Annotated in this window: 26 protein-coding genes and 3 pseudogenes; 24 read left to right on the top strand and 5 right to left on the bottom strand. The window is 41.5% G+C overall.

All coding sequences use genetic code 11. From position 1 onward, the window contains the following. Positions 1-26 precede the first annotated feature (26 nt). The 14 genes and pseudogenes from crcB to WKK05_RS04815 all read left to right on the top strand — a co-directional run bounded on the left by crcB (position 27) and on the right by WKK05_RS04815 (position 11580). Positions 27-434, top strand: a complete 408-nt coding sequence (gene crcB / locus WKK05_RS04880) for a fluoride efflux transporter CrcB (RefSeq protein ID WP_341528651.1) — start codon at positions 27-29, stop codon at positions 432-434. 83 nt (positions 435-517) lie between these two features. Further along, positions 518-772: a chemotaxis protein CheW gene (locus WKK05_RS04875; RefSeq protein ID WP_341528650.1), complete on the top strand. Its 255-nt coding sequence runs from the start codon at positions 518-520 to the stop codon at positions 770-772. A gap of 19 nt (positions 773-791) precedes the next feature. Further along, positions 792-1691 (top strand): annotated as a pseudogene (locus WKK05_RS04870) (methyl-accepting chemotaxis protein); the annotation flags it as partial. Between the two features lie 7 nt (positions 1692-1698). After that, the gene (locus WKK05_RS04865; protein WP_341528649.1) at positions 1699-2979 is read left to right on the top strand and encodes a CheR family methyltransferase; all 1281 of its coding nucleotides are present in this window, start codon (positions 1699-1701) and stop codon (positions 2977-2979) included. Between the two features lie 15 nt (positions 2980-2994). Next, positions 2995-4467: a methyl-accepting chemotaxis protein gene (locus tag WKK05_RS04860; RefSeq protein ID WP_341528648.1), complete on the top strand. Its 1473-nt coding sequence runs from the start codon at positions 2995-2997 to the stop codon at positions 4465-4467. Positions 4468-4495: 28 nt separating this feature from the next. Beyond that, positions 4496-6304 carry a hybrid sensor histidine kinase/response regulator gene (locus WKK05_RS04855; protein WP_341528647.1) on the top strand — a complete coding sequence of 603 codons (1809 nt, stop codon included), beginning with the start codon at positions 4496-4498 and terminating at the stop codon, positions 6302-6304. Positions 6305-6416: 112 nt separating this feature from the next. Further along, positions 6417-7490 (top strand): chemotaxis response regulator protein-glutamate methylesterase, encoded by a 1074-nt coding sequence (locus WKK05_RS04850; RefSeq protein WP_341528646.1) that lies wholly within the window; start codon positions 6417-6419, stop codon positions 7488-7490. Positions 7491-7727: 237 nt separating this feature from the next. After that, positions 7728-8240 carry a hypothetical protein gene (locus WKK05_RS04845; RefSeq protein WP_341528645.1) on the top strand — a complete coding sequence of 171 codons (513 nt, stop codon included), beginning with the start codon at positions 7728-7730 and terminating at the stop codon, positions 8238-8240. Positions 8241-8426: 186 nt separating this feature from the next. Then, a complete protein-coding gene (locus WKK05_RS04840; protein ID WP_341528644.1) occupies positions 8427-8627 on the top strand; it encodes a hypothetical protein in 201 nt (66 codons plus the stop codon). Next, positions 8620-8820: a hypothetical protein gene (locus tag WKK05_RS04835; protein ID WP_341528643.1), complete on the top strand. Its 201-nt coding sequence runs from the start codon at positions 8620-8622 to the stop codon at positions 8818-8820. Before WKK05_RS04840 ends, WKK05_RS04835 begins: the two co-directional genes overlap by 8 nt. Positions 8821-9110: 290 nt before the next feature. Next, positions 9111-10061 carry a lysylphosphatidylglycerol synthase domain-containing protein gene (locus tag WKK05_RS04830; RefSeq protein ID WP_341528642.1) on the top strand — a complete coding sequence of 317 codons (951 nt, stop codon included), beginning with the start codon at positions 9111-9113 and terminating at the stop codon, positions 10059-10061. Between the two features lie 439 nt (positions 10062-10500). Further along, entirely contained in the window at positions 10501-10653 is a 153-nt protein-coding gene (locus WKK05_RS04825; RefSeq protein ID WP_341528641.1) for a lmo0937 family membrane protein, read from the top strand. 320 nt (positions 10654-10973) lie between these two features. Beyond that, the gene (locus tag WKK05_RS04820) at positions 10974-11249 is read left to right on the top strand and encodes an HU family DNA-binding protein (RefSeq protein WP_341528632.1); all 276 of its coding nucleotides are present in this window, start codon (positions 10974-10976) and stop codon (positions 11247-11249) included. A gap of 175 nt (positions 11250-11424) precedes the next feature. After that, positions 11425-11580, top strand: coding sequence for a hypothetical protein (locus WKK05_RS04815; protein ID WP_341528640.1), 156 nt, complete (start codon positions 11425-11427; stop codon positions 11578-11580). Positions 11581-11693: 113 nt separating this feature from the next. Here the strand turns inward: WKK05_RS04815 and WKK05_RS04810 are convergent, their stop codons facing one another. After that, complete coding sequence (locus WKK05_RS04810) at positions 11694-11864, bottom strand: hypothetical protein (protein WP_341528639.1); 171 nt, start codon at positions 11862-11864, stop codon at positions 11694-11696. 250 nt (positions 11865-12114) lie between these two features. Here WKK05_RS04810 and WKK05_RS04805 point away from each other — a divergent pair, with 250 nt between their 5' ends. The 5 genes from WKK05_RS04805 to WKK05_RS04785 all read left to right on the top strand — a co-directional run bounded on the left by WKK05_RS04805 (position 12115) and on the right by WKK05_RS04785 (position 16893). Beyond that, the gene (locus tag WKK05_RS04805; RefSeq protein WP_341528638.1) at positions 12115-13428 is read left to right on the top strand and encodes an ABC transporter substrate-binding protein; all 1314 of its coding nucleotides are present in this window, start codon (positions 12115-12117) and stop codon (positions 13426-13428) included. A 69-nt stretch (positions 13429-13497) separates the two neighbouring features. Further along, positions 13498-14409: a sugar ABC transporter permease gene (locus tag WKK05_RS04800; RefSeq protein ID WP_341528637.1), complete on the top strand. Its 912-nt coding sequence runs from the start codon at positions 13498-13500 to the stop codon at positions 14407-14409. A 3-nt stretch (positions 14410-14412) separates the two neighbouring features. After that, positions 14413-15297 carry a carbohydrate ABC transporter permease gene (locus WKK05_RS04795; RefSeq protein ID WP_341528636.1) on the top strand — a complete coding sequence of 295 codons (885 nt, stop codon included), beginning with the start codon at positions 14413-14415 and terminating at the stop codon, positions 15295-15297. 9 nt (positions 15298-15306) lie between these two features. Then, positions 15307-16407, top strand: coding sequence for an ABC transporter ATP-binding protein (locus WKK05_RS04790; protein ID WP_341528635.1), 1101 nt, complete (start codon positions 15307-15309; stop codon positions 16405-16407). Between the two features lie 240 nt (positions 16408-16647). Beyond that, positions 16648-16893: a DUF1186 domain-containing protein gene (locus tag WKK05_RS04785; RefSeq protein ID WP_341531021.1), complete on the top strand. Its 246-nt coding sequence runs from the start codon at positions 16648-16650 to the stop codon at positions 16891-16893. Positions 16894-17246: 353 nt separating this feature from the next. On the opposite strand, the gene WKK05_RS04780 is transcribed toward WKK05_RS04785, so the two are convergent. The 3 genes from WKK05_RS04780 to WKK05_RS04770 form a co-directional block, all read right to left on the bottom strand. After that, positions 17247-17771, bottom strand: coding sequence for a DUF1772 domain-containing protein (locus WKK05_RS04780; RefSeq protein ID WP_341528634.1), 525 nt, complete (start codon positions 17769-17771; stop codon positions 17247-17249). 453 nt (positions 17772-18224) lie between these two features. Continuing rightward, positions 18225-19835: an acyl--CoA ligase family protein gene (locus tag WKK05_RS04775; RefSeq protein WP_341528633.1), complete on the bottom strand. Its 1611-nt coding sequence runs from the start codon at positions 19833-19835 to the stop codon at positions 18225-18227. A 249-nt stretch (positions 19836-20084) separates the two neighbouring features. Further along, positions 20085-20303, bottom strand: a complete 219-nt coding sequence (locus WKK05_RS04770) for a DUF308 domain-containing protein (RefSeq protein WP_341531020.1) — start codon at positions 20301-20303, stop codon at positions 20085-20087. Between the two features lie 342 nt (positions 20304-20645). Between WKK05_RS04770 and WKK05_RS04765 the strand changes: the two genes are divergently transcribed. The 4 genes and pseudogenes from WKK05_RS04765 (at position 20646) to WKK05_RS04750 (ending at position 23733) form a co-directional block, all read left to right on the top strand. Then, positions 20646-20921: an HU family DNA-binding protein gene (locus WKK05_RS04765; RefSeq protein ID WP_341528632.1), complete on the top strand. Its 276-nt coding sequence runs from the start codon at positions 20646-20648 to the stop codon at positions 20919-20921. Positions 20922-21241: 320 nt separating this feature from the next. Next, the gene (locus WKK05_RS04760) at positions 21242-21982 is read left to right on the top strand and encodes a dienelactone hydrolase family protein (RefSeq protein ID WP_341528631.1); all 741 of its coding nucleotides are present in this window, start codon (positions 21242-21244) and stop codon (positions 21980-21982) included. A 450-nt stretch (positions 21983-22432) separates the two neighbouring features. Beyond that, positions 22433-22783, top strand: a pseudogene (locus WKK05_RS04755) (DUF4277 domain-containing protein). A 56-nt stretch (positions 22784-22839) separates the two neighbouring features. Beyond that, positions 22840-23733: a transposase family protein gene (locus WKK05_RS04750; protein WP_341528630.1), complete on the top strand. Its 894-nt coding sequence runs from the start codon at positions 22840-22842 to the stop codon at positions 23731-23733. A 162-nt stretch (positions 23734-23895) separates the two neighbouring features. Here the strand turns inward: WKK05_RS04750 and WKK05_RS04745 are convergent. Continuing rightward, positions 23896-24274 (bottom strand): annotated as a pseudogene (locus tag WKK05_RS04745) (DUF6444 domain-containing protein); the annotation flags it as partial. A 190-nt stretch (positions 24275-24464) separates the two neighbouring features. Between WKK05_RS04745 and WKK05_RS04740 the strand changes: the two are divergent. Continuing rightward, a complete protein-coding gene (locus tag WKK05_RS04740) occupies positions 24465-25868 on the top strand; it encodes a DUF2252 domain-containing protein (RefSeq protein ID WP_341528629.1) in 1404 nt (467 codons plus the stop codon). Positions 25869-25997 lie beyond the last annotated feature (129 nt).

The raw sequence follows: 25997 nt of genomic DNA, 5'->3' as shown, positions 1-25997 counted from the left end.
CCATACACGTTTTTAGGTAAAAAACAATGAATCTTTTAAGAGGACGTTATCCCCTAGCTGTGGCGATTGGGGCAATTTTTGGAGCGTTGAGTCGTTTTTATGGAACCGAATTAGCAAAAGCTATTTTTGGCAAAGATTTTGGCTTTTACGGCACATTCACTATTAACGTGACTGGCTGTTTAAGAATTGCTTATATTTTGACTCTAGCAACCGAGAATCTTCGCATCATCTCGCCGGCACTTCGCCTGATGACGACAACAGGCTTCTGCGGTGCATACACTACTTTTTCAACCTATGGTTTGGAATCAAAAGGTTTCTTAGATAAGGGCGATATTACAACGCTGTTAATTTATTTTGTTGGCAGTGCGATCGCTGGAATGATTGGTATCCAAATCGGTGTTTTATTGACCAGAGCAAGCGCTCAAAGCTCTTAAATTAAAACTCAGAAGAAGATGTAGTGCAAAGTGCTGCCTCTTCTTTCTGTTTGTCCTAATTCAATGAGAACTTATCATTAAAAGTGCTAATTTTACTCTTCTACGCTGGGAAAGACCTCTACGCGATCGAGAGTTCTCACATCGTTGAGGTAATTCCGCGAGTGAGTCTTAGAAAAGTACACCATGTACCAGAATACGTGCCTGTTTTATTTAACTACCGAGGAGCGATTTTGCCCGTGATCGATGTATGTCATTTGATTCAAGGGACACCCAGTCGATCGCACCTCAGTACCCGGATCATTATCGTCAAACATCCCTACCAAACAGCAAACAATTGAGCCAAGCAATGATGGCAGCGAAATTGGGCAGTTGCTGAGTGCGTTTCACTCCATGTCTAAAAATCTGAATTCGCTGAGTTTCCAGATGCAACAGTCTGGAGTGCAAATCAGTACCTCTGCAACTCAGATTGCGGCAGCTGGTAAAGAATTGGAAGCCACGGTTGCAGAACAACTCGCTTCAACCAATGAAGTGAGTGCAACCTCGCAGCAGATTGCCGCCACCTCTAAAGGGCTGGTAAAAGTGATGGATCAGGTGGCGCTGATGGCACAGTCTACAGCAACTTCTGCCGGTGCAAGTCAAAATGACTTAAATCGCATGGAAACCGTGATGCGCCATCTCTCAGATGCAACCACCTCCATTGCTACCAAGCTTGGGGTGATGAATGAAAAGGCAAACAATATTAACAGTGTTGTAACAACCATTAATAAGGTTGCCGACCAGACTAACCTGCTGTCACTAAATGCGGCGATCGAGGCAGAAAAGGCTGGAGAATACGGAGCAGGCTTTGCAGTTGTAGCACGGGAGATCCGCCGATTGGCTGACCAAACCGCCGTCGCCACTCTAGAAATTGCCCAGATGATTAAGGAGATGCAGTCAGCTGTTTCTACCGGAGTCATGGAAATGGATAAATTTAATAAATCTGTTGTTGATAGCGTGGCGGATGTCAGCAAGATTAGCGATCAGATTGCTCAGGTGATTCATCAGGTGCAAGGATTGACCCCACGCTTTGAGCAGGTGAGCCAAAGCGTTGAGGAGCAATCGCAGGGAGCGCAACAGATTAGTGAAGCGATGGGGCAATTAAGTCAAGCATCTCAGCAGACAGTGGATGCTTTGCGAGAGACGAACAATGCTGTCGCGCAGCTTGATGGGGCGGCAAATGGATTGCGATTAGAAATTGCTCGGTTTAAAACTGCATAGGCTGACAATGGTATTATCTGCGATCGCCACATTGCTGAACCAAGCCATAGGCTTAGATCCCGATACAGTTGGCTCCAACCGGATTGCCAGAGCTGTCGAGAATCGTCGCCTCGACTGTAAATTGCCTGACATAGAGAGCTATTGGGCGCGGTTACAAACCTCCGCTTTAGAATTAGAGGAGCTGATTGAACTACTCATCGTGCCAGAGACCTGGTTTTTCCGAGATGGTAAGCCGTTTGATTACCTAAAAACCTACGTCACTGACCAATGGCGGCTGTTGCCAAACCGCAATACACTGCAACTGTTGAGTGTTCCATGCTCTACTGGTGAAGAACCTTACTCAATGGCGATCGCTCTACTAGAAGTCGGTCTGCATCCGCAACAGTTTGCCATTGATGCGATCGATATTAGTCATCGATCACTGGCAAAGGCAAAACGCGGACTATACACCAAAAACTCCTTTCGTGGCGAAGCTTGGAGGGAGCGAGAGCGCTACTTTCAGCAAACAGCGGAAGGTTACGAACTATGCCAATCTGTTCGTGAGCTAGTCAATTTTCAGCAGGGGAATGTTATGACCTCTCTAGTACTGACTCAAAAGCAATACGACATCATCTTCTGCCGCAACTTGTTGATTTACCTACAATCAGAAGCGTGTTTACAAGTGTTAGCAGCGATTGATCGCCTACTTAGACCAGGAGGGTTACTGTTTGTGGGAGCGTCTGAAACCGGAAAAATTGTCGCAGACCAGTATACTTCTATCCGTCAGCCTTTCACATTTGCTTATCGCAAGTCAGAATCATCACTGCCACAATTGGAATCACTTAATATTATTCAATCTCAATCAGCAACTCCTCAAAACCCTGTCAAGCAACCTTTAGGAGTGAAAAATTACTCTGCGTTCCATAGTCAGCAAATCCAAAAATCTAATATATCTGCAAGTTTAAACGGTTCAAGCTCTCAATCAACGCCATCTGTTGATTTACAAACAGTGAGAAAGCTGGCGGATGAAGGGCGATCGCCAGAAGCAATGACGCTTTGTAAGTCATACCTTATTCATCATCCAACCAGTGCAGCGGCTTATCTTATTTTGGGAGCGCTGTATCAGGCTGATCAGCAGAATCACCAAGCAGAGCAATGTTTTCAACGCGCTATCTACCTAGAGCCAACCTCATATCAAGCGTTAGTTCACCTCGCTTTGTTGAAGGAACATCAAGGTGATACAGTCGGGGCAAAAATTATTCAACAACGAATCCAGCGCTTGCAGTCCGGTCTTAGAACAGAAGCTTAGAAGAGGAAACCTGAGATGTTTAAAAATCAATCCATGCAGGCACGCCTCATCTTTGCATTCATCTTCATGGGGCTTTTAGTGCTGATTGTGGCGTTGGTGGGTCTGAGTGGCAGTTTTCGGTTGAGTCAGCACATCGACACCCTAGCCAACAACAGTGTACCCAGCATCTCTGGCTTGTGGAAAATCAACGCTGGCCAAACCCAAATTGAATCGTCAGAACGGGGTTTACTGGATGTCAATCTAAGTAAGGATGGGCGGCAAACAGAAATCGATCGCATGGATAACGCTTGGAAGCAAATTCAGGAGGGGTTTCAACAGTATGAAGCTACTCCTAAGTTGAAAGAAGAAAAAGAAGCATACAAAGACTTTTTAAATAAATGGGATGCGTGGAAGAAAGCCCATGAAGAGTTTTTGAGACGTAATCTCCAGTTCGAGAGTTTGGGAGTTTTCAATTTATTGGAAAATCCAGCAGGAAATGCTAGTGTGGCGATCGCTGCCCACAAAGAGCTTGAAAAGCAAGTTGAAGCCAACCGTCAACCTTGTACAACCGCAACCGTTGCGTTGATGGAGGTGTTGAAAATGAATGAGGATTTGGCAGGTGAAACAGAACACGTATCAGCAAAAGACATTTCCCAAGTGGGATTTTGGGCATTTGTGGCAATCCTGATTGGCCCGGGAACTGCCGTCTTATTTGGAATTTTCTTTAGCAACACGATCGCCAGACCTCTGGGAGCCAAGATTGCCGGGGTAGTTGACATTGCTCAAAAGATTTCCTCTGGAGATTTAACCAGCCAAATTTCACTCGCTGATCAGCAAGATGAAGTCAGTCAATTGCAGAATGCTTTTTACACCATGAATAAAGACCTGAATGCCCTAGTCAATCGCATTCAACAGTCAGGTAATCAAATTACCAATTCTGCCGACCAAATTACAGCATCTGGCAGAAACCTAGAAGCAACAGTTACAGAACAGGTTGCTTCAACTAATGAAGTTACAGCAACGGCTCATCAAATTGCAGCAACATCAAGGGAATTAGTGAAAACAATGGAGCAGGTTGCTGCAATGGCTGAACAGACTACAGTGGCAGCAGGTAACAGTAAAGACAATCTAAACCACATTGATTCTGTAATGCATCAGTTGTTAGCAGCCACTCAGGTAATTTCCTCCAAGTTGGAAGTCATGCATGTACGAGCCAACAATATCAGCCGAGTTGTGACAACCATTACGGTTGTGGCAGATCAAACCAACTTACTTTCGCTCAACGCAGCATTAGAAGCCGAAAGAGCCGGAGAATATGGTGCAGGCTTTGCGGTTGTGGCGCGGGAAATTCGCCGATTAGCCGATCAGACTGCTGTTGCAACTTTAGAAATTGAGCAGATGATTAAGGAGATGCAATCAGCAGTTTCTATCGGCGTAACAGAGATGGATAAGTTTACAAAGTCTGTAGTTCACAGCGTCGAAGATGTAGACAGAATTAGCGAATTTTAGTGAGCGTCGATTATCATCCTTAGTGACGGTGGATCACAACTCGGCCCTAAGTCAAAGTGTTCGCCAAGAGAATGTTACTTTTGAAGCAATTACAACGCCAACTGACCGAGTAGTGCGCGTCACCGCCGAGAATTTGAACCGGATTATGGGGCTGGCGGGTGAATCGCTGGTTGAGGCAAATTGGCTGCAACCTTTTGCTGATTCCTTTACAGCGCTCAAGTCTCGTCAATCAGAACTTTCTCGACTTCTGGAAACTATTCATACTACTTTAGCAAACACTCCAGCTAGTTCCGAGAGCTTGCAAGTTTTAGATACTGCTCGACGTAAAGCCCAAGAATGCCGAGAAATTCTGGGCGATCGCTTGGGGGAATTGGAACTTTATGCCCGTCGCACGACAAACTTGAGCGATCGCCTCTACCGGGAAGTGATTGCTTCTCATATGCGCCCCTTTGCTGATGGAGTACAAGGTTTTCCGCGAATGGTTCGTGACCTCTGCCGACGCTTGAATAAGCAAGTCAAGTTAGAGATTGTCGGTCAGTCAACCCCGGTAGATCGCGATATTCTCAAAAAACTGGAAGCACCCCTAACTCACATGATTCGCAATGCGATCGATCATGGAATTGAACCGCCAGATCAGCGAGAAGTAGCTGGTAAAGTGATTGAGGGTACTGTTCGCTTAGAAGCCTTTCATCGCGGCGGTATGTTGGCTATTAGCGTTTCTGATGATGGTAGAGGCATTGATCCCGATTTTATCCGTCAACATATTGTCGAGTCCAATTTAGCTTCACCCGAAACGGCTGCTCAACTCACCGAAGCTGAAATCATTGAATTTCTGTTTCTACCAGGATTTTCTACTACTAAGCAGGTAACTGAAATTTCCGGGCGGGGTGTCGGATTAGATATTGTTAAGAGCATGGTGCAAGAGGTTGGAGGCACGATCCGTGCCATATCTCAATTCCGAAAAAGTACCAGTTTCTACTTTCAGCTTCCCCTCACGCTTTCGGTCGTCAGGACGCTGATTGTCGAGATTTCTGCTGAACCTTACGCCTTTCCTCTTGCACGGGTGGATCAGATTGTCAAACTAAACAAATCTGATATCTATGTGGTAGAAGGCCGCCAATATTTCACCAAGGATGGTCGAAATATTGGCTTAATTGCTGCTTCTCACATTCTAGACTTGCCAGAAACTCTATCTGTTAACGATGAACTCTGTGTAGTTGTCATCAGTGACCAATCCAACGCTTACGGTTTATTGGTAGACCAATTTCTGGGCGAACGGGATTTGGTGGTGCGCCCCCTTGATCCGCGTTTAGGCAAAGTTCGAGATATTAGTGCGTCTGCCCTCATGGACGATGGTTCGCCTGTGTTAATTGTGGATGTTTCCGATTTAGTGCGATCAATTGACAACATGCTTAATAGTGGTCAATTAAGACCCGTTAACGTGAACAAAGCGAAAAAGGTGTCAAGCCGCAAACGCCTTTTAGTCGTGGATGATTCCATTACCGTGCGCGAAATGACCCGTAAATTGCTGCAAAATCGAGGCTACGATGTTGATGTTGCCGTAAATGGCATGGATGCCTGGACAGCCATTCGCAGCAATTCCTATGATTTAATCCTCAGCGACATTGATATGCCTCGCATGAACGGGATTGAACTTGTCAGACAAATCAAAGAGCATCCCAAATTACATTCGCTGCCAGTGATTATTGTGTCATATCGCGATCGCGAAGACGATCGCATCCAGGGTATGGAAGCTGGGGCTGATTACTATATCACTAAAAGCAGCTTCCACGACGACACATTAGTTAACGCGATCATCGATCTGATTGGACAATAGCTATTTCAGCAGAGCTAGCGAAGGATTAAGGGTAGGTTAAAAGCTCTGATTTTCCGGTAAAAACATCTACAGTGGATATATCCCCGATTCGGATAATAAGTCTGGACTTCTAATGAGAATTGCGATCGTCAACGATACGGCTATGGCAATGGAAGCACTCAAACGTGTGCTTCTGACGGTTCCAGGTCACGAAATCTCATGGATTGCGCGAGATGGTATAGAAGCGGTTGCCCGTTGCGCCAGAGACACTCCTGACTTAATTCTGATGGATTTGTTCATGCCAGTCATGGACGGTGTGGAAGCTACCCGCCAGATTATGAAACAGTCTCCCTGCGCCATAATAATTGTTACCGCAAGTGTCAGCAAGAATGCCGGAAAAGTGTTTGAGGCGATGGGATATGGTGCCCGCGATGCAGTGAATGTTCCTATCTTAGGAACTCAAGAAAGCTCGGAATCTGCACAACTATTACTAACAAAAATTACCACAATCGCCAAGCTTATTGGCAAATCATCTCCAACCTCAAGTCTTAAACCCCAAACTTCAAAGCTAACTTCATTCTCCACACATTCTACTCTGCTTCCTCCCCTAGTGGCGATCGGCTCCTCAACAGGTGGCCCAAAAGCTCTAGCAACAATTCTCTCCCGCCTTCCGGCAAACTTTGGGGCTGCAATTGCGATCATTCAACATGTGGATATGCAGTTTTCTGCTGGACTGGTTGATTGGTTAAATCAACAAACTCCTCTAACTGTGCAATTAGCAACAGTGGGCGATCGCTTAGAGAAAGGGATCGTCTTAGTTGCAAGCACGAACGATCATCTAAGTCTTCGTTCTGATCTGACTCTGCATTACATAAAAGAACCCATTGACTATCCCTATCGCCCATCAATAGATGTGTTCTTCAAAAGTCTTGCCCAGTACTGGAACCACAAAGAAACTGCTGTATTACTTACTGGAATGGGACAAGATGGGGCCCAGGGACTTAGCCTTTTGCGATCGCAGGGATGGCATACAATCGCTCAGGATGAAGAAAGTTCAATTGTATATGGAATGCCCAAAGCAGCAGTTCAACTAAATGCAGCAGTTGAAATTTTGCCTCCTGAAGCAATCGCTACTAATTTAATTCAGCAAATAATGTTTAGACAATCTGGCATACCTAAGAGCGATACTCGTCAATCAAATCGATGAAACCAATTCACACTCTTGCTACGCCCCGTTTCGCTTTATGCAATGACATGATGCGGCGGCTGCCCTACCTTGCTACCAGAGTTAGCCTGTCACACCATTAACATCTGCTATTGGTAGTGCAAAAATTTTTCATAGATACTGGCTAGTATGACCCAAGCTTATAAAGCCATATCAACTACATTTTATATAGCTTTATAATTCAAGCAGGAAAGCGAAGCAACTAACTAAACAATAGCGATGCTTGACTTAACGAAAATCCAATCGATTGCTCAATCTTATTCTCCTCAAGAACTTTTTGCAGCCTTGGTTTGGCAGCGTCAATTTAATCAGTTTGATGGCGAACAAGTGATTATTGACCTTGCCTCCCATACGGATTTATGGGCAAGCTTTCTGTTTACAAAACCGATTTTTGCACCAGACGAAAACGGTCTGAGCTTTAGTGGTGTCATCGATACTCTCTTGGCAATGGCAAATTATCGTCCTATGCCTGAAACTAGCATTATCCATTTCGTTGCTTATCCTGCGGATACTGTCTACATTCTTGCCGAAAATCAAGACACGAAGGTATCTCAACTTTTGGACTTAGGAAAAAAGTGGCAAGCTGATTCTGTGGAAGTCACTGATGGTACGAATGAAGACTACAGTTTCCGGCTTCAGCGTCGATTGAAAACTCGGTTAGAAGGAGCGCTATGGGGTGAGGAGGTTCAACAGGATCGTGATGCAGTTATTGTTACCTATTGGTGGGATTGAAGTAAGTAGCACATTGCTAGAGTAATAGGTTACAACCTCAGTTTATCAGTCATGAGACAGTGTGTATACTCAATGCTTGTGACCAAGATGCCTATGTGGGTAAAAAAATATCTCTTATTGCAATTTCATCTACACCCTATTAGGGATTGAAACAGAGCCACAGATACTCCAAAAATAGAGTAACATTTGCCTAATTCAAGTCTTACCTGGAGTAAATATCAGTTTACAAAAAAGCTGGAAAAATATGCTGATAACATTGTCCAAAAGGAAAACCCAGCTTCAGCAACAATCACCGTTACCGCCATTGAAGTTCCAGAATTAACAGAGGTAGAAGAGAGCGATCGCCTTCATCTAGAACGCAAGGTAGAACGAGCCTTTTTTGAGTGAGGCAGGAAAGGCACTCTCTGAATTACGCGATGGGTTTACGCCCCGCCTTTTTGCGATCGCTGACTGTACCGCTCAACTCACCATACTTTTGAAGAGTATTGCCGAGTTCGTCCTTGGCGTTGGCATTCGCGCAGTGTCTCCGCTAGGAGAAGCTATCGTTTTGGTCACAATCGCCAAAAGTCGAATTACTTGATTGCAGCAGCCGATGTCTACGAAAATTTGACAACAAATAGTTTCCAAATCCTGCCTACTAGTAGTCTGCCAACCCAAAATTGTTGGGTTAGGTTTAGGAAAAGGAAAAAGATTAAAAGGTAAGGGATTTAAAACATGAGGCCCTTTCTTTTTTCCCCATCAATGGAACTTGGCGAACTGCTTAAGGATCAGTGATGCATTCGCCGTTTAGCACCGTCCCACAAAGTAATCTGGATCTCATAATGGACTAATCACAGTAAGCTACTAGATACTGCTGTAATCATCAACTGTATGAGCAAGCAAAAGCGCCCAATCAATTTAATTATTTCGTTGTTGAGTCTTTTACTATTTATTTGTGCTGTAGTCACAATTATTCAACAACTAAAAAAGTATAATTGCTGGGAATTAATCAATAGTATCAAAGCAATTACAAGTATTCATCTGTTGTCAGCGTTGGGATTAACAACTCTCAGTTATTTAGTACTTACACTCTACGACGTCTTAGCTTGCTACCAAATTCGTCAGAGACTGCCTTATTTAAAAATTATTCTTGCAGCTTTTTCGGGTCATGCTATTAGTAATAGTGTTGGATTTGCTGTATTAACAGGTAGTGCTGTTCGCTATCGGCTTTACTCTAACTGGGGATTATCAGTTGTTGATATTGCACAAATAATTGCTTTCAGTAATCTCAGCTTCTGGCTAGGCTTGTTCGCTATCGGCGGAATTGGATTTATTATTGAACCACTGACTATTCCGAAATTACTGCATTTGCCTTTCACTTCTGCTCATTCTTTGGGGTGGATTTTTCTGGCTCTAGTAGTCTGCTATGTATTAGGCAGCTTTCGACTAAAGCAACCGTTGAAAATTCGCTCTTGGAGAATTTCGTTTCCATCTCCTAAATTTGCTCTGATACAGTTAGTTATTGCTTCTGCTGACTGGGTGTTAGCTGCTGGTGTTCTCTATATTTTACTTATTGATGTTACCGATTTCTCATATCCAAGTTTTTTCAGCATTTATTTCTTGGCTCAAATAGCGGGAATTATTAGCCATGTTCCTGGAGGTCTAGGTGTATTTGAGACAGTAATTTTATGGTTTGAGGCTGATAATAACAATATGGCTACAGTTTTTGGTATTTTGTTAACTTACAGATTAATTTACTATTTGCTGCCTCTGGGTGTCGCTATTCTACTGTTAGTTTTATACGAACTATACCAACGCTTCAAACTTCATAAACAGCAATAACAATTCAGGAGAATATTTATCAAGCAGAATTCATGAGCCAGAATTCTGTTTGAATTATAAGCTCTTTTTAGACACCCACTAAATCTATGATTTAGTGGTCTTCAATTAGTGGCGGGTCTGTCTTATCAAAGTTCAGATCAGAGTCAGCCTCCGCTCTGACTTTGCGCTGAATTCCCCACTAATTGATTCTGACCGGAGGCGGAGCATCTCCAGCTTTAATCCTGTTAGCGTAGCGAGGTGCAGCCCATTCTGACTTCTGAATTCTTCAATAATATTGACTTGGGAATTCAGGAGGAGATAAGGTTCTAACCAATACTCCTCACCCAACATTAACAGCATATCTGAATTTTGACGACGACTTGTAAACTATTATTTATAAAACTCAAGTGAGACGATAAAATGTTGGAATAAGTAAAAATTACTTGACTGGAGTAAAGATATGTTAAGTATACTTTGGGGCATTGTTGTTGTATTAGTTGCTTTTTGGGCATTAGGACTGGCACTGCATATTGCCGGAAATTTAATTCATGCAGTGTTGCTTTTAGCCATTGCTCTTGCAATCTATAATTTTTTCAAAGCGCGTGATGTGTAAAAGTTATAACTGATGACATAGTTATAAACATCAATAGCAGAACTAATGTTGAGTTTGCTGCAATATACAAAAGCTATTGATTTTTATTAGCAAGCTCTGGCAAATTATGATACTTCATGGAAATTTAAATACATTAAGGCTGTTGAGTTCGATAAAGCTCGGACTGTACAAAAATTGGCCCAGTGTCTTGAGCAATTATTAGATTACGAAAAAGCATTTTCGTGTTATCAAACAGTAATGGAAATATTCAATCGCTTGTTACCAGCAAGTGATAAACATATTAAGTCTGTAGAACAACAGAAATCTATTCAAAGTAATTTATGAACAAAGGCGAACTAGTGGATGCTGTAGCAGCAAAGGCCAACATCACAAAAAAGGAAGCATTGGAGGTGATATCAGCTTTTTTAGAAGTCGTTACCGAAGCTGTAGCGAATGGGGATAAGGTAACGCTGGTTGGGTTTGGGTCATTCGAGCGACGCGATCGCTCCCAGCGTGAAGGGCGTAATCCTAAAACCAACGAACCAATGACCATTCCAGCTACCAGAGTGCCTGCGTTTTCTCCAGGTAAGCAGTTTAAAGAAAAAGTAGCACCATAGATGAATTGCTTTACCACAAGCAATCATAATCACTGCTCCCGCTGTCGCGTTCGCTGTTCTCAAGACAGTATAGGGCAACAGCAGGGGACAAACGTGAGTGTTAAATTGCAGATGTTACACAAGCGCGATCGCTGTGTTGATTTTGGGCATTTAATTGTGTTTACTGAATACAGTCATGTTTAAAGGATTTGGTCGCCCAAAGAGAAAACCAGTGTTTGAGGACAATGAACTGACCACAGGGATTGTACAACATCCAGTAACAAGACTTTGGCAGACATGGATTACATTTACTGGACATGATATTCAATGTATTACTGCTCATGCCAAGTGAGAGGATGCTGATAAGGTAGCGAAACAGATTGCTGATGCTCGGAGTGGGGGAAATATAAAACTGGGTCAGAGGTGACAGCTTTTATCAAATCTCTGCCAACTGATTGTCATAGATCATTGACCCAAAATACTGTGATGCAATTGAGCAAGCAGGCATTGCAATCGCTGTTCTTCAGACAGCATAGATAACGGCAGGGAGAACGTGAGTGTTGAATTGCAGATGTTACACAAGCGCGATCGCTGGGCCAACGCCAAAGGCGAACGCGCTTCACTTGCTGAGTCCAAATTTACTTAGATACTAAATAATTTTTGTAAACTTTTTGTATTAGTAATACTCTCAAGATACTACGCTTATCTAAAATAAATTTGGTTATTACAAGAACAGCTTAATATTAAGTTCATTAACTTTATTAAATATTATTTTATTATTTATTGCTGAAGCATTTTTGTTAAAAAGTAGTATTGATAGTTATCTTAAAGGTGCCATGCTGTTATTTACTAATAATAATTACCATTAGTAATTGCTAAGTTAATAATGTTGTACCGAAAGCCAATAAATAAATTGCCAAAAATTATACAAAAACAAAGTTTTTTGCATATAGGAATTTTTTTGGCAATTTTGCTAAGTATCACATTGTTTAGTTGGGTAACACTTTCGCAGCAAGCAGTTACCCTAAATATGTTGATTACTGCACCTGATGCCCAACCTTGGAAACAAGGTTTAATTAAAGACTTTGAAGCTGAGAACCCAGGCATTCGCATTAACTTGGTTGAGGGGCCAAATGCGACAAATTTGCTTGAAGACCTGTATACTTCGTCTTTTATCTTAGGCGAATCCCCATATGACCTGGTTAATATGGACGTTATCTGGACATCTAAGTTCGCTGCTGCTGGATGGTTGCTACCTTTAGATGATCGTATTTCCAAGCAGGAGTTAGCAGCGTTTTCACCCAAGGATGTAGAAGGGGGACGTTACCAGGGCAAGCTTTACCGCATTCCAGTGCGTTCTGACGTAGGAATGCTTTACTATCGGGAAGATTTATTAAAAGAAGCAGGATTGCAACCGCCAGAAACTTTTGAGGATTTGATGCGAATTTCCCAAATCTTGCAGAAGAAAGACAAGGTGAATTGGGGTTATGTTTGGCAGGGGCGCCAATATGAAGGCCTCGTAGCGATGTTTGTGGAAATCCTTAAAGGCTTTAACGGCTTTTGGGTTAATCCCGATACGCTCGAAGTAGGGCTAGATCGTCCAGAAACATTACGAGCCATTGAGTTTTTACGTAGTACCATCAGTCAGGGCATATCTCCTCCAGGGGTTACAACTTATCAAGAAGAAGACACCCGGCGCTTGTTCCAAAGTGGTCAAGTGGCGTTTTTACGCAGTTGGCCTTATGCGTGGCCTTTAGCCCAAGCAAAAGGTTCACCAATCCAAGGCAAAATTGCAATTAAACCAATGGTTCATGCTCCTGGGATGGCTGGAGCGGCTTGTCTAGGGGGCTGGGGTATAGGAATTTCTAAATCTTCTAAACATTCCGAACAAGCTTGGAAAGCAATTCAGTACTTTACCAGTGAAGATGCCCAGCGGCGATTCATTTTGAGTGCAGGCTATGTACCAAGTCGCCGGGATTTGTTTACAAATCCAGAGATTATTGCCAAATATCCTCACTATCCGCAATTGCTAAAAGTTGTAGATAATGCAGTTTTACGTTCGCCCATCGCGCAATACGCCCAAACATCAGATATTTTACAGCGTTATCTCAGCGCTGCGCTATCCGGCCGGATAAGTCCGGAACGAGCAATGAAAGCTGCTGCTAATGAAACTCGCCGGCTGCTAGAGGCTGGGGACTAGAGACAAGGAGGACAAGGGGAATAATTAATGCCTAATGACAAATGACTAATGACAAATGACTAATAACTAATGACTAATCTGCATACACTTCGAAATAGGGAACAACAGACGGCTTGGATCTTGCTAATACCAACATTGCTGTTGTTGTTGTTTGTATTTGGCTACCCGATTTTACGAGCATTCTGGCTAAGTGTATTTACCAAAAATTTAGGGACAGAGTTACAACCCGTATTCTCTGGTTTGGACAATTATGTGCGGATGGTAGGGGATGGCCGTTTCTGGCAGAGTTTCTGGGCGACGACCGTGTTCACAACAGCATCTGTACTTTCAGAACTAGTGCTAGGACTCTTGATTGCTCTGGTTCTCAATCAAGCGTTTTTAGGACGAGGTATAGTGCGTACAGCAGCCATTCTACCCTGGGCTTTGCCTACCGCTTTAATTGGTCTAGCATGGGCTTGGATTTTTAACGACCAATTTGGAGTTGTAAACGACATTTTACGTCGGTTGGGGTTGATTAAAATTGGGATTAACTGGCTAGGAGATCCAACTCTAGCAATGCTCGCAGTGATTTTTGCTGATATTTGGAAAACCACACCCTTTATTAGTATTTTATTGCTGGCTGGTTTGCAATCGATACCGAAAGACCTCTACGAAGCTTACTCTGTCGATGGAGCAAATGTTTGGCAAAGCTTTCGTAATATTACCTTGCCACTACTGCTGCCGCAAATCTTGATTGCAGCCCTATTTCGATTTGCTCAAGCTTTCGGAATTTTTGACTTAATTGCTGTGATGACCGGAGGTGGCCCTGGTGGCGCTACTGAAGTGGTGTCTTTGTACATCTACTCTACAGTAATGCGCTACCTAGATTTTGGTTATGGGGCAGCCCTAGTAGTAGTGACATTTCTAATATTGATTGCTGCGGTGGCGATCGCTAGTTTATTGCTCAAAAAATACCGTGCCAAAACATCAGGAGCAATTTAACTGATGAGTATAATTCCACAAACAGTTTCAGCAACTCCAGGACGAACAGGTAAAACTAGGTTTTCTCTTAAAAAAATCTTGCTACTAATAGCAGTTGTATTAGTGGTACTATTCAGCCTCGCACCAATTTTATGGCAAGTACTGACCTCGTTTAAAGTCAACGAGGATATCGCTGCTGTTCCTACTGTTTATTTCCCTCAGCGATTCACTTTCAGTCACTACATTGAATTATTCACCCGTCGTCCATTTTGGCGCTACATCCTCAACAGCGCCTTTGTATCGATTACCTCTACAGCTTTAGCTTTAGCGATCGGAGCGCCCGCGGCTTATGCCCTAGCACGGCTACGCCCTTGGGGTGAACAATTTATCCTCGCAAGCATTCTGATCGTCACTTTGTTTCCTGGAATTCTTTTGTTCTTGGGACTGTTAGAAATTATTCAGGTGCTTAGATTAGGCAATAACTATCTGGCGCTGATTATACCTTACACTGCCATTAATTTGCCGTTGACAATTCTGGTACTCAAAAGCTTTTTTCAACAATTACCAAAAGACTTAGAAGATTCCGCTAGGGTTGATGGCTACAACACCTTTCAATTACTGTGGCAAATTGTGCTGCCTATGACCCTTCCCGCTTTGGTGACTACTGGAATTCTCACTTTTATTTTTGCCTGGAACGAGTTTATCTTCGCTCTGACATTTATGACTCGTGAAGAGTTGAAGACGATTCCCGTTGCTGCTGCTCAGTTAGGTGGTGCAACAGTATTTGAAATTCCTTATGGTGCGATCGCTGCTGCCACCGTTTTGGGAACACTTCCCCTGGTTTTACTAGTTTTGTTTTTCCAACGCCGAATTGTCCAAGGTCTTACAGCTGGTGCTGTCAAAGGATAAAAAAGAAAAATGGCTAAACTTGAACTCACAAACTTGAATAAAACTTATACTTCCAAAGTCGTCCCTGTCAAAAACGTTAGCTTAACTGTAGATAATGATGAGTTTCTCACTTTGCTTGGCCCTTCTGGTTGTGGGAAATCTACTGTCCTACGTATGATTGCGGGTCTGGAAGAACCTACTCACGGTCAGATCAAGATCGGGGACGTGGATGTCACCCATAAGCCAGCCGCTGAACGCAACATCGCAATGGTATTTCAAAGCTATGCACTCTATCCCCACATGACAGTCTACGAAAACCTCGCTTCTGGACTCAAGATCAGAAAAGTACCATCTGCCGAAATTAAACGGCGAGTAGCAGAAGTGGCAGGAGTTTTAGGATTAGAAGATTTAATCAACCGTAAGCCCGGTCAAATTTCTGGAGGACAACGCCAGCGGGTTGCGGTCGGTCGTGCTTTAGTGCGTAATGCTAATGTATACCTGTTGGATGAACCGTTAAGTAATTTAGATGCACTGTTGCGAGAACGAGTCCGAGCTGACCTTAAGCAAATTTTTGCTCTGCAAAAAGTTCCAGTGGTTTATGTTACCCACGACCAAACAGAAGCAATGACACTCTCCACAAAAGTAGCTCTGCTCAATGATGGCTATGTTCAGCAACTTGACCCGCCCGAACTCATCTATAATCATCCAGCTAATCTATTTGTGGCTGGATTTGTTGGTAGCCCTCAAATGAATTTGCTAACTTTACCTTGTCAAGAGCGATCCGTAATACTGGGTAATTTCCAACTACGTCTCCCAGATATACCAACTATACCATCCCATATTGTCCTGGGAATCCGCCCAGAAAATGTCCGCATTGCTCAATCACAGGATTCCCAGACTATCCGAGGGCGAGTGTATTTAATAGAAAACTTGGGTATGCAATATTTGGTCAGTATCAGAATTGAGGGTTCGCAATCCGAAGCAATTACAGTACGTGCTTTATTGCCAATAGACCAAAATTGGAATGGGGAGGATATTACATTAGCATTGCCTCCTGAAGATATTCATTGGTTCGATGTTCAATCTGGCCATGCTCTTGTCAGAAGACAAATGCTAAATGTAAAAGGCTAGTACTATCAAGGCGGCCGCATCATGCCAACAAAAGAAGTTTATTCTCAATAAGCTCAAAAATAATCGCATTAATCGCTCCTTATGGTCAGTTCCTTCTTGGTAAAGAAAGCGTGATGTATAGAGGTACAAGCCTTGGTAGACTAGTTTTGATTGGAGGAAAATTCAGCACCAGAAATTCTGCGGTTTGTTAATAAAGACAGCGAAATTTGAAAAGATGCAACTAGAATAAATTTTATCTGAATTAGAAAACAATACCGGAGATTTCCCTGTTTAGCTTTAGAAAGAGCGATTGAAGAACGCTCAGCTATAACTCCCATATTATTATCAAGTCTAGAGAAGTTAAGTAATAATCTTCAAAAGCTATTAGAAAAAGAAGAATGCATTTTACATATTTATGCGCTCTATTTAGTAGTACAATTTAGAGAAACGTTAGCATATCCGGTAATAATCAAATATTTTTTGGTGATTATTTTGAATTGGGAATAGAAAGGTCTTTAGAAAAACTGCGTTCAAATCCACGTTATACCAATTCAATTAATGATTGCAACACATCCTTGGGTGAAGACGCGATGAATCGCGTCTCTACAAATGGGCTATTTGCCATATTCTTTTTTCAAATTGGTATTACTCTTTCATTGAAGATGTGATATCAGAAATGGAAAATTGGGTCTGTTTTCAACAATTAAGACCTCAAAAACTGGATACCAGCTTTTTTTATACCAGAAGAATTCATTTCCTGGACACCAAAAAAAGCTAAAATTCAAGCTAAAAATCAGAAAAAAATGCAGTCACAAGCTCGTCGGAAAAATCGTTCCAAGAAAAAATGAGAGGAACATTTTTTAGCTAACGGTGTTACTGAGCCGCTCTGCAATTCTTGAACCCAAACAAAGTGCAATGGTAAGCGATACCGCTGCTGCTAAAGCTGCTGCCGTCCGAATGTGATTCCATAGTGTCCAGTTAGCGAGGTAGCTAGACCATAGGCTTGCACCGATAGTACTGTCCGGCTCGACTTTTGCCAGGGCTTCATTGAGTGGTACATTGAACACGATTGTTACACCTAATGTACCAACAAGGTAAAGCAAGCTGCCGACGAGTAAGTAGGGCGCACCGGGTTGATGCCACTTTAATAACGAGGAGATAACTAAAAAGATGCAAGCCGCAGCCGTTCCCAAAAACACTGTCATAAACAATGGATTGATCACCGTGATATTGATAGATTGCATAGCAGCAATGCCCTGTGCTGGCTGAAGTCGAGCAAGGGCGCTCATCACGAAAGTCGAGAAGGCGAAGAAGACTCCGGCTGTTAACCCACAGCCCAGTACTGAGAAAAGCTTCAATGCAAAATATTGTTGATACAATTGCATGGCATCCTTTCAAGTCCAGATACTCACAATTTTTTTATGGTTAGGTTACCATATTGTGCTGCTTAGATGAGCAAGTTTAACACCCTGCATGAAAGCTTAAACAGAGCTATGTCTACTTTAAGGGGCTGCGCTTATACACTCTCCCCAATCACGCAGCCAATTACCCAACCCGTCGCACCCAAGAATATCAAGAGCTTTGCCGATGTTGGCTATGGGATTAATAGTGGGTGCGTTTAAACGAAACTTAAACTTTTTAAGGTTGAACTGAGGGTTCTATCAGATTATACCTTTAATATTCAATCCACACTTGCTTAACGTCAGTTGACTTCGACTCCCAAAACACGAGTTTTTCTACTTGCTGTAATCCAAAATTATTAAACTGTTTGCTACACTCACTGCTATATATCTATTTCAGGAGATTTCATCTCCTCTTAAGGACTTTCAGTATTGCAACTAACTGCCATAAATCCTCTTTTCATAACCGATCCATTCTTTCTCCCGTAACAAATACTTTTGAATTTTACCAGTGCTAGTTTTTGGCAGAGTAGTAAATTCAATCGTCGTAGGGCATTTAAAAGCAGCAATTTGATGGCGGCAGAATTGGATTAATTTTTGTTCTGTAACTTGCGCGTTTTCTTTGAGGGTAACAAAGGCTTTTGGCACTTCACCACGCTTAGCATGAGGTACAGCAATAACTGCACACTCTAACACGTCTTCATGGCGGTAAAGACATTGTTCAACTTCAATACTAGAGACATTTTCCCCATTGGTAATGATGATATCTTTCATGCGATCGCGCACCTCAATATAACCGTCAGAGTGCATTACTGCTAAATCACCGCTATGAAACCATCCTCCTCTAAATGCCATTTCGGTTGCTTCTGGGTCATTATAATAACCTGTCATCACCATATTTCCCCGCATCACGACTTCCCCCATTGTTTCACCGTCCGCCGGGACATCATTCATATTTTGATCTACGACTCGTAAATCATCTGCACCGATATAAGGTACGCCTTGACGTGCCATAAGTTTTGCTTGTTTTTCAATATTTAAATTATTCCAATCTGATTGATATTCACAAACACTATATGGGCCATAAACTTCTGTTAAACCATAAACGTGAATAATTTTTGCGCCAATGTTAGTAAGTTTTTCAATCAATGTAGGTGATGGTGGTGCGCCTGCTGTAGTAATAGTTAAAGGTTTTGCTAATAATTGCGGACAGTCTGGATGATTGAGGAGAGAACTTAAAACTACAGGTGCAGCATTTAAATGAGTTACTCCAAGTTGTTGAATTAACTTCCAGATATTACCGGGGTTAAACTTACGCAAACAAATATGAGTACCACCGATAGCAGTTACCGCCCAAGTAAAACACCAACCATTGCAGTGAAACATAGGCAGAGTCCATAAATAAACTGAGTTAGGCGTGAGTGTTGTTTCAATTATTTCTCCTAAAGAGTTAATATATGCACCGCGATGAGAATACATTACACCTTTGGGTTTTCCAGAAGTTCCACTAGTGTAATTAATAGAAATCGTGTCTCTTTCATCCGTAATTACCCAAGATAAAGGAGTAGGATTACCAGTTTGCAGGAACGCTTCATAATCCTCTCCATTTATAGGTTCAAATCCTTCAACATCTCTAATATTAATTATGTGTTTAACAGTTTCTAGACTATTTTGAACAGGTCGAATTATATTTGCTAATTCTGTATCAATAAAGAGAAATTTAGCACCGCAATCATTCAAGATATAAGCAACTTCTTGGGAAGCTAAACGAGTATTAATAGATACTAGAATACCACCTGCTAAAGGTACAGCAAAATGGGCTTCCAACATAGGTGGAGTATTGAAACAAAAAAAAGCGACGCGATCCCCTTTTTCAAGTCCAGCATGATGCAGTGCTGAGGCTAGACAATTTATCCTCTGAGCAAATTCCTTGTAAGTGAAACGTTTTTGATTATATGTAATAGCAACTTTATGGCTATAGACTTTAGCATTACGTTGAATAAAAGTTAGAGGTGTGAGAAAGCTGCGCCCAACTGTTTCAGGGTTCATGGCTAATGCTAACAGTAATTATTTACTGCATGAGCATATCATCAGGGCGGCTGTATCATCTGCATTGTAAATTTTCGTATGTTCCTTCATTCTTATTTTTTCCTCCCTTTGCTGATAAGAGTTATTAATGCTAGATTTCCAATACTTGCAATACGTAACTTGAATTAACACAACAATTAGGAAAGAAAGAGCTATCATTGGATTCGTCACCAAAAGCTACAGTACTTACTAAACTTCCAAACTGTGGTGTTACGCCAGTCGTCGAAGTATATTTCCAAGCACTTGTTGAATCGAGTTCAGGAGATGGAGGGGGAGAAAGAGCCACTTAAGTTGCACCTTTGGATTATTGGCATAAATGATTTGAGCAATTCCGGCAAACACAAAAATCCAGCCAAATACTAGCACTGAAGTAACGGATGCAAAGAAGGGAAATGCGATCGCAATCATGCCTAATACAATCATGACGATTGCGATTACAGTTAACCAACCTGAATTAATCTGAAGGTTTTTCCTATTTTCAAGATCAGTGACTCTTATAAAAGTTCTCTTAGAGTCGTTTCAACATTTTGAACTAGGCAATCCCGACGCCGCCTGTTACACCATAAACTTCTCCGGTGATGTAGCTGCCTTCTTGGGAAGCAAGCAATACATACACAGGAGCTTACCCCTTAATTCAAAGTTGCCACAGGAGTAGCCGTGAATTGTTAATTTTCGTCTGCTGCTTGATTGTTAGTCCTTTTCCCGCTATCCTCACAAAAGTTAGTCATGGTAGAGTAAACTTCTTCTACTTGCAATACTTCAGGGTGATTTATGAACAAAGGCGAACTAGTAGATGCTGTAGCAGCAAAGGCCAACATCACAAAAAAGGAAGCATTGGAGGTGATATCAGCTTTTTTAGAAGTCGTTACTGAAGCTGTAGCGAATGGGGATAAAGTAACGCTGGTTGGGTTTGGGTCATTCGAGCGACGCGATCGCTCCCAGCGTGAAGGGCGTAATCCTAAAACCAACGAACCAATGACCATTCCAGCTACCAGAGTGCCTGCGTTTTCTCCAGGTAAGCAGTTTAAAGAAAAAGTAGCACCATAGATGAATTGCTTTACCACAGTGTATGGTCTTCAGGCTTCTTTTCGGATTGCAGCATCAGTGGTTGTTTTGTTAGCTGTCCTGGCAGGTGGACTTTGGTTAAAGGAGGATTTTAAACGCTGAGCAATGCAGATATTCGTAAGCGAATAATTTTTAGAACTTCTCTGTAAAAAGCACCAATCGCTGTGTCATGTCATTTCCAAAAATCTTTGCAACACATAAATCGGCTACTTATGTATCTCTATCAGATTTTTCGTGAAATGGTATCAGTTATTTTTTGGAGTTGTTAAAAAGGAAAACTGAACGTATACATGAAGGAGCAAATGTTGAAATTTATCGAACACAAAGAAATACAAGCTGAAATTGTAGAGCTAGCTGATAATTTGCAAGGCTACTATGCTAGACCACAAGCTGAAGGTATTTATCCCGCAGTTGTAGTTTTTATGGAAGGTTTTGGTCTAAATGACTTTATCAAGTTTAATGTATGCAATCACCTAGCTGAATTAGGTTTTGTTAGCCTAGCCCCAGATTTTTATCATGGCGATGTTTATCAATACGCAGATTTCCAAGCGGGGATTGCTAAAATTAAAACTTTGGATGAAGATGTGATTATGGCTGAAACTGGCGCAGGGCTTGAGTTTTTAGCTAACCGCCAAGAGGTTGATTCTGCTCGCATTGGTGCGATCGGCTTTTGCTTGGGTGGACGTTTGGCTTTTTTAGCTAACTCTGTTTATGCTCATCAACTTAAAGGTACTGTTTGTTTTTATGGTGGTGGTATCGCACCAGAAAAAGATCCATTTGATCGTCCGTCTTTATTAGATCGAGTTGAGGCTATGGAAGCACCTCTGCTGTTAATTTACGGTGCGCTGGATAATATGATTACTCCAGATGAGCACGAACGTATTACTAAGTCTTTGTCTGTAGCCAAAAAACGCCATATACTCAGGGTGTTTCCTGATGTTGGTCATGGCTTTGCAAGCATCAAACGTGAAGGCTCTGAGGCAGTTGCAGCCAAAGAAGCATGGCAAATGGCTATAAACTTTTTATCCGAGAATTTGGGCTGACCATCTCAATAATTTACCAGTCATATCTTGTTCTGTGAAAAACTGATCGCTAAGACTGCATATGATTAAGGGTTTCTAGCTTTTTATGTAGATGTTAGGAATAATAACTAATGAACCAAACTTGAAATTATTTAAACCCACATTCCGCACCTACAACTGTCACACCCCAAAGGAACAGATATATTTAGTACATAAGAACTAATAATTAAAAGAATTGACTAGAATCTATTAGAGCTAAATAGAAATTATTATAATTAACTTAGATATACAGTTGAATATTTACGACTAAGTACAAAATTTTAGTTCTTAGGTTATTTTGATGTCAAAAAGGGTTCAAAATCATTGAAAGCTTTATCCTCAATAACTATAAAAAGATAAAAAAACGTTTTGAATCGGCATAATTAGGAGAAAATTTCAACAGATATTTTAGTGGAATTTCTGTCTGTTGTTATGTTTAGTACCAAAGACCTTGAATTGAAGAAGATTGACCATTTAGGGATAGTAGCAGGAATAGTAGATTCAATTGGGATGGTAGAAATAATTAATAAATGACTAGGGGCAGAGCCAGGAGAAAAAGTCAGTGCAGGTCAGGTGGTAAAGGCGATGATTTTAAACGGATTAAGTATGATGTCACAGCCTTTATATATGTTCCCAAAATTCTTTGAATTAATCGCTTGCGAACACTTAATTGGTGCAGAAGTAAAACCAGAATATCTCAATGATGATAAGCTGGGAAGAATATTAGATAAATTATTTATAAAAGGACTAGATACAGTAGACTTGTCCGGAATATTAACTTAGGAAAAGAAAAATGGTAAAACGTTTAAGTGAGTATCTACCATTTGTCTGTATTAATTATGGTTTTTGATTACATCCAGAAATATCCGCACCGAACAAAACAAATTTTAGGGATTAGTTATGAGCAGTTCCAATCACTGTTAAATTGTGCCATAAATCGTTACAAGGAAATTAAAACTAAACAAGAAAGACAGAAAATTAGAATCAATGCGTCTGGTGGGGGTCGTCCAGCAAAATTATTAATCCAAGAGCAGGTATGTTTATGCTTGTTTTATTTAAGACAAATGCCAACATTTCAAGTATTAGGAATTTTGTTTGGTATTTCTAAGACAGAAGCTAATGACACATTCCATGATTGGATACCTATCCTCCGAGACATTTTACCCTCCAGCTTGTTAGAACAAGTTTCAAATAATGAAAGCGATTTGCTCTTTGTTCAAGAAGTATTGATGAATTTTAGGCTATTGGTTGATAGCCTGGAACAACCAATATATAGACCTTCTGACTCTAAAGAGCAGCAAGAATATTTTTCTGGCAAGAAGAAACAACATACTTTAAAAAGTCAGATAATTGGGCTGCCAGAAGGTAAAGATATTGTTGAAGTAGATATAGGGACTCCTGGCCCAACAGCAGATATAAAATTATTTCGTAAGTCTCGAAGTAAATTTGATGAATCACAACCATTTTCAGGGGATAAAGCGTATCAAGGTGGTAAAAACATTACTACTCCTCATAAAAGAAAACCAAAACAAGAATTAACCCAACAGCAGAAAGATGAAAATAAAGCTTTATCTAGTAATCGGATATTTATTGAGCATTTGATTCGCTTGCTGAAAATATTTCGTATAGCTTCACAAAGATTTCGCCTAAAGCTTGACACTTACGAGCAGATTATTTTAACAGTTTGCGGGTTAGTTAGGCTAAGAATAGGTAGTTTAGTTTTACCAAATTAATTACTATTAATAGTAATGCTAACTTCGATATTAGGGAGTATTATTTATGCCTCTAAACTATCACTAACTATCTCAAACCCTTATGACTACGTTTTCACGAAGATATCAAAGTTTCGCCCCAAAGCTTTGAACAGTCTGCCTTTGGAGTTTTCAGACAAGTCTTTTTAATGCAAGAGGAGCAAATGCTTTGTGACCACAACAGACACAGTTGCCAGGGCGTAAAATTTCATAACGAGCTACTCTGCCAAATCCCTTACGGGTTTTGCCTTGATGTCCTGGTTGCCCACCCGGTTTCTTCTTCGGCTGATTTGATTCCTCTTGTGGGGGTGCTTTTTTGTTTTCACTCTTCTTGTGGATGTCCCCTGATGGCGGTTTGGACGAATTAGAACTGCTCTATTTCTCTACTGACTTTTAAACGCTCTATTTCTTGCTGTAATTCACGTATTACCTTGCTCTGCTCAATGATCATGTTTACCAGTTCTTCTTTCGATAACTGGCCCAAACTTTCTCTCTCTACTTCTTGAGGCAGGTTTTGGTTCATATTTGTGATACTCCACCTCAACTGTCCCCTTTGTCAATACTCTGTTACCTGAATCCTTACATGAATAGTTGTTGCATTGTGCTTGAAATCACTTTCTAAGTTCTCGCTCAAGGTGGTAAAAAATTCTTGTTAGATGCTTTTATACAAGAGTCCAGCAACAGCCAGTTTCTTTACCGTCTAAGAAAATTTCATGCTCAAATATATATCTGCGATCGCCTCAAGAGTTACTGCGCTCAGCGCAATCGCAGCTGTCTTCATCTTAACTTTGGGGTTTACATCTACAGTTCAAGCTGCAACTCCTCGTTCAACTTGGGTAGAAAATGAAATTTACCAATATAACCATCAGTTTGCTTCTCAGTTGCCCCAAGAACTAGCAACCAAAATGCAAAAAATGACAGTCACTTCCTTTGCCTTTTATCGGGGAACGGCTCACATCTTTTATCGTGATATGCAAACGTTACCAAGTTCTGTATTTGTCAATTCCTCTACCTCAGCCATCTGGTTAGAGGGAGATATGCATATGCAGAATCTGGGAGGAATGAGAGATAGCAACGATAACAACGTTTTTGATACCAACGATTTTGATGAAGGCTATCTTGGCCCCTACGTTTGGGATTTGCGACGTATGGCAGTTTCAATTCTTTTAGCCGCTAAAGAGAACGGGCTTAGCTCCAGTGATGCTCAAGATATTGTGCGGAATTTCTTAGATAGTTACCTCAACAAGATGAGCGACTTTAAAGGAACTAACGAAGAACAATCCTACCGTTTAGAATCGAGCAATACGAGCGGTGTAGTGAAGGATTTGATTAAAAAAGCATCAAATAAGAGCCGTTCTCGTTTGCTAAGTAAGTACACGCGGCTAAATATTAGTGGCAATCGCATCTTCCAGACAACCTCTGAACTCCAGCCTGTATTCAGTAGCACCTATTCAGACATTGCTGGAGCTATAAGCAACTACATTGCCTCAATTCCTAGCAGTAAACGTTACAGCAATAGTTACTACACTCTCAAGGATATTCGTCTGAAATTAGGTTCAGGTACTGGTAGTCTTGGTAAGTACCGCTATTTTCTGCTGATTGAGGGGCCGAGTTCAGCAACTGATGATGACCGGATTTTGGAGATGAAGCAGGAAAGTAGTAGTGCAGTTGCGATCGCAAGTCCAAATCTATTACCAAGTTCCGTCTACGGAAACCATGAGGGAGCAAGAGTGACAATAGCCACTAAAGCTATGCTCTCAAATATTGACCCTTTGCTTGGCTATGCGACAGTGAGTAGCATTCCTTTTATGCTACATGAAAAATCGCCCTACGAAGTGGGCTTTAATTATACGTTGCTCACGACTAAGTCCAAGTTCATGGATGCGATCGCGTACGCAGGGAAAGTCGTTGCGAAGAACCATGCCATCTCTGATAAAGACTACGATGCGGCAATTATTTCTGACAGTGTTGATCAGGAAGTGACTGATATCGTGAGTGGTAATCAGGCTGTGTTCAAAGCTGAAATCGTTAACTTTGCGGTGAACTATGCAACTCAAGTCGAGTATGACTATACCAGTTTTGTAAATGCTTATAACCAAGGGGTGACACTTTACTAGGTTACACTTATTGCACAAGCGTCAACCTATTTGCAGGCAGGAAAAAATCTGGTATAAATCTAAGTCTTTTCACTCTTGAGTTTTGAACAGTCTGGCTTTGGAATTTTCGGACAAGTCTAATAAGTGACT

Origin of the sequence: Nostoc sp. UHCC 0302 (assembly GCF_038096175.1) — a bacterium.
Classification (GTDB): domain Bacteria; phylum Cyanobacteriota; class Cyanobacteriia; order Cyanobacteriales; family Nostocaceae; genus UHCC-0302.
This window is presented reverse-complemented; position numbering and strand designations above follow the sequence as displayed.

What these genes read in the sequence shown, in the direction of transcription:
- WKK05_RS04865 (WP_341528649.1), top strand. Translation starts at nt 1,699, where the DNA reads ATGGTATTATCTGCGATCGCCACATTGCTGAACCAAGCCATAGGCTTA.
- WKK05_RS04760 (WP_341528631.1), top strand. Translation starts at nt 21,242, where the DNA reads ATGTTGAAATTTATCGAACACAAAGAAATACAAGCTGAAATTGTAGAG.
- WKK05_RS04850 (WP_341528646.1), top strand. Translation starts at nt 6,417, where the DNA reads ATGAGAATTGCGATCGTCAACGATACGGCTATGGCAATGGAAGCACTC.
- crcB (WP_341528651.1), top strand. Translation starts at nt 27, where the DNA reads ATGAATCTTTTAAGAGGACGTTATCCCCTAGCTGTGGCGATTGGGGCA.
- WKK05_RS04860 (WP_341528648.1), top strand. Translation starts at nt 2,995, where the DNA reads ATGTTTAAAAATCAATCCATGCAGGCACGCCTCATCTTTGCATTCATC.
- WKK05_RS04750 (WP_341528630.1), top strand. Translation starts at nt 22,840, where the DNA reads ATGGTTTTTGATTACATCCAGAAATATCCGCACCGAACAAAACAAATT.
- WKK05_RS04795 (WP_341528636.1), top strand. Translation starts at nt 14,413, where the DNA reads ATGAGTATAATTCCACAAACAGTTTCAGCAACTCCAGGACGAACAGGT.
- WKK05_RS04820 (WP_341528632.1), top strand. Translation starts at nt 10,974, where the DNA reads ATGAACAAAGGCGAACTAGTGGATGCTGTAGCAGCAAAGGCCAACATC.
- WKK05_RS04830 (WP_341528642.1), top strand. Translation starts at nt 9,111, where the DNA reads ATGAGCAAGCAAAAGCGCCCAATCAATTTAATTATTTCGTTGTTGAGT.
- WKK05_RS04805 (WP_341528638.1), top strand. Translation starts at nt 12,115, where the DNA reads ATGTTGTACCGAAAGCCAATAAATAAATTGCCAAAAATTATACAAAAA.
- WKK05_RS04825 (WP_341528641.1), top strand. Translation starts at nt 10,501, where the DNA reads ATGTTAAGTATACTTTGGGGCATTGTTGTTGTATTAGTTGCTTTTTGG.
- WKK05_RS04800 (WP_341528637.1), top strand. Translation starts at nt 13,498, where the DNA reads ATGACTAATCTGCATACACTTCGAAATAGGGAACAACAGACGGCTTGG.
- WKK05_RS04775 (WP_341528633.1), bottom strand. Translation starts at nt 19,835, where the DNA reads ATGAACCCTGAAACAGTTGGGCGCAGCTTTCTCACACCTCTAACTTTT.
- WKK05_RS04740 (WP_341528629.1), top strand. Translation starts at nt 24,465, where the DNA reads ATGCTCAAATATATATCTGCGATCGCCTCAAGAGTTACTGCGCTCAGC.
- WKK05_RS04780 (WP_341528634.1), bottom strand. Translation starts at nt 17,771, where the DNA reads ATGCAATTGTATCAACAATATTTTGCATTGAAGCTTTTCTCAGTACTG.
- WKK05_RS04765 (WP_341528632.1), top strand. Translation starts at nt 20,646, where the DNA reads ATGAACAAAGGCGAACTAGTAGATGCTGTAGCAGCAAAGGCCAACATC.
- WKK05_RS04845 (WP_341528645.1), top strand. Translation starts at nt 7,728, where the DNA reads ATGCTTGACTTAACGAAAATCCAATCGATTGCTCAATCTTATTCTCCT.
- WKK05_RS04815 (WP_341528640.1), top strand. Translation starts at nt 11,425, where the DNA reads ATGTTTAAAGGATTTGGTCGCCCAAAGAGAAAACCAGTGTTTGAGGAC.
- WKK05_RS04790 (WP_341528635.1), top strand. Translation starts at nt 15,307, where the DNA reads ATGGCTAAACTTGAACTCACAAACTTGAATAAAACTTATACTTCCAAA.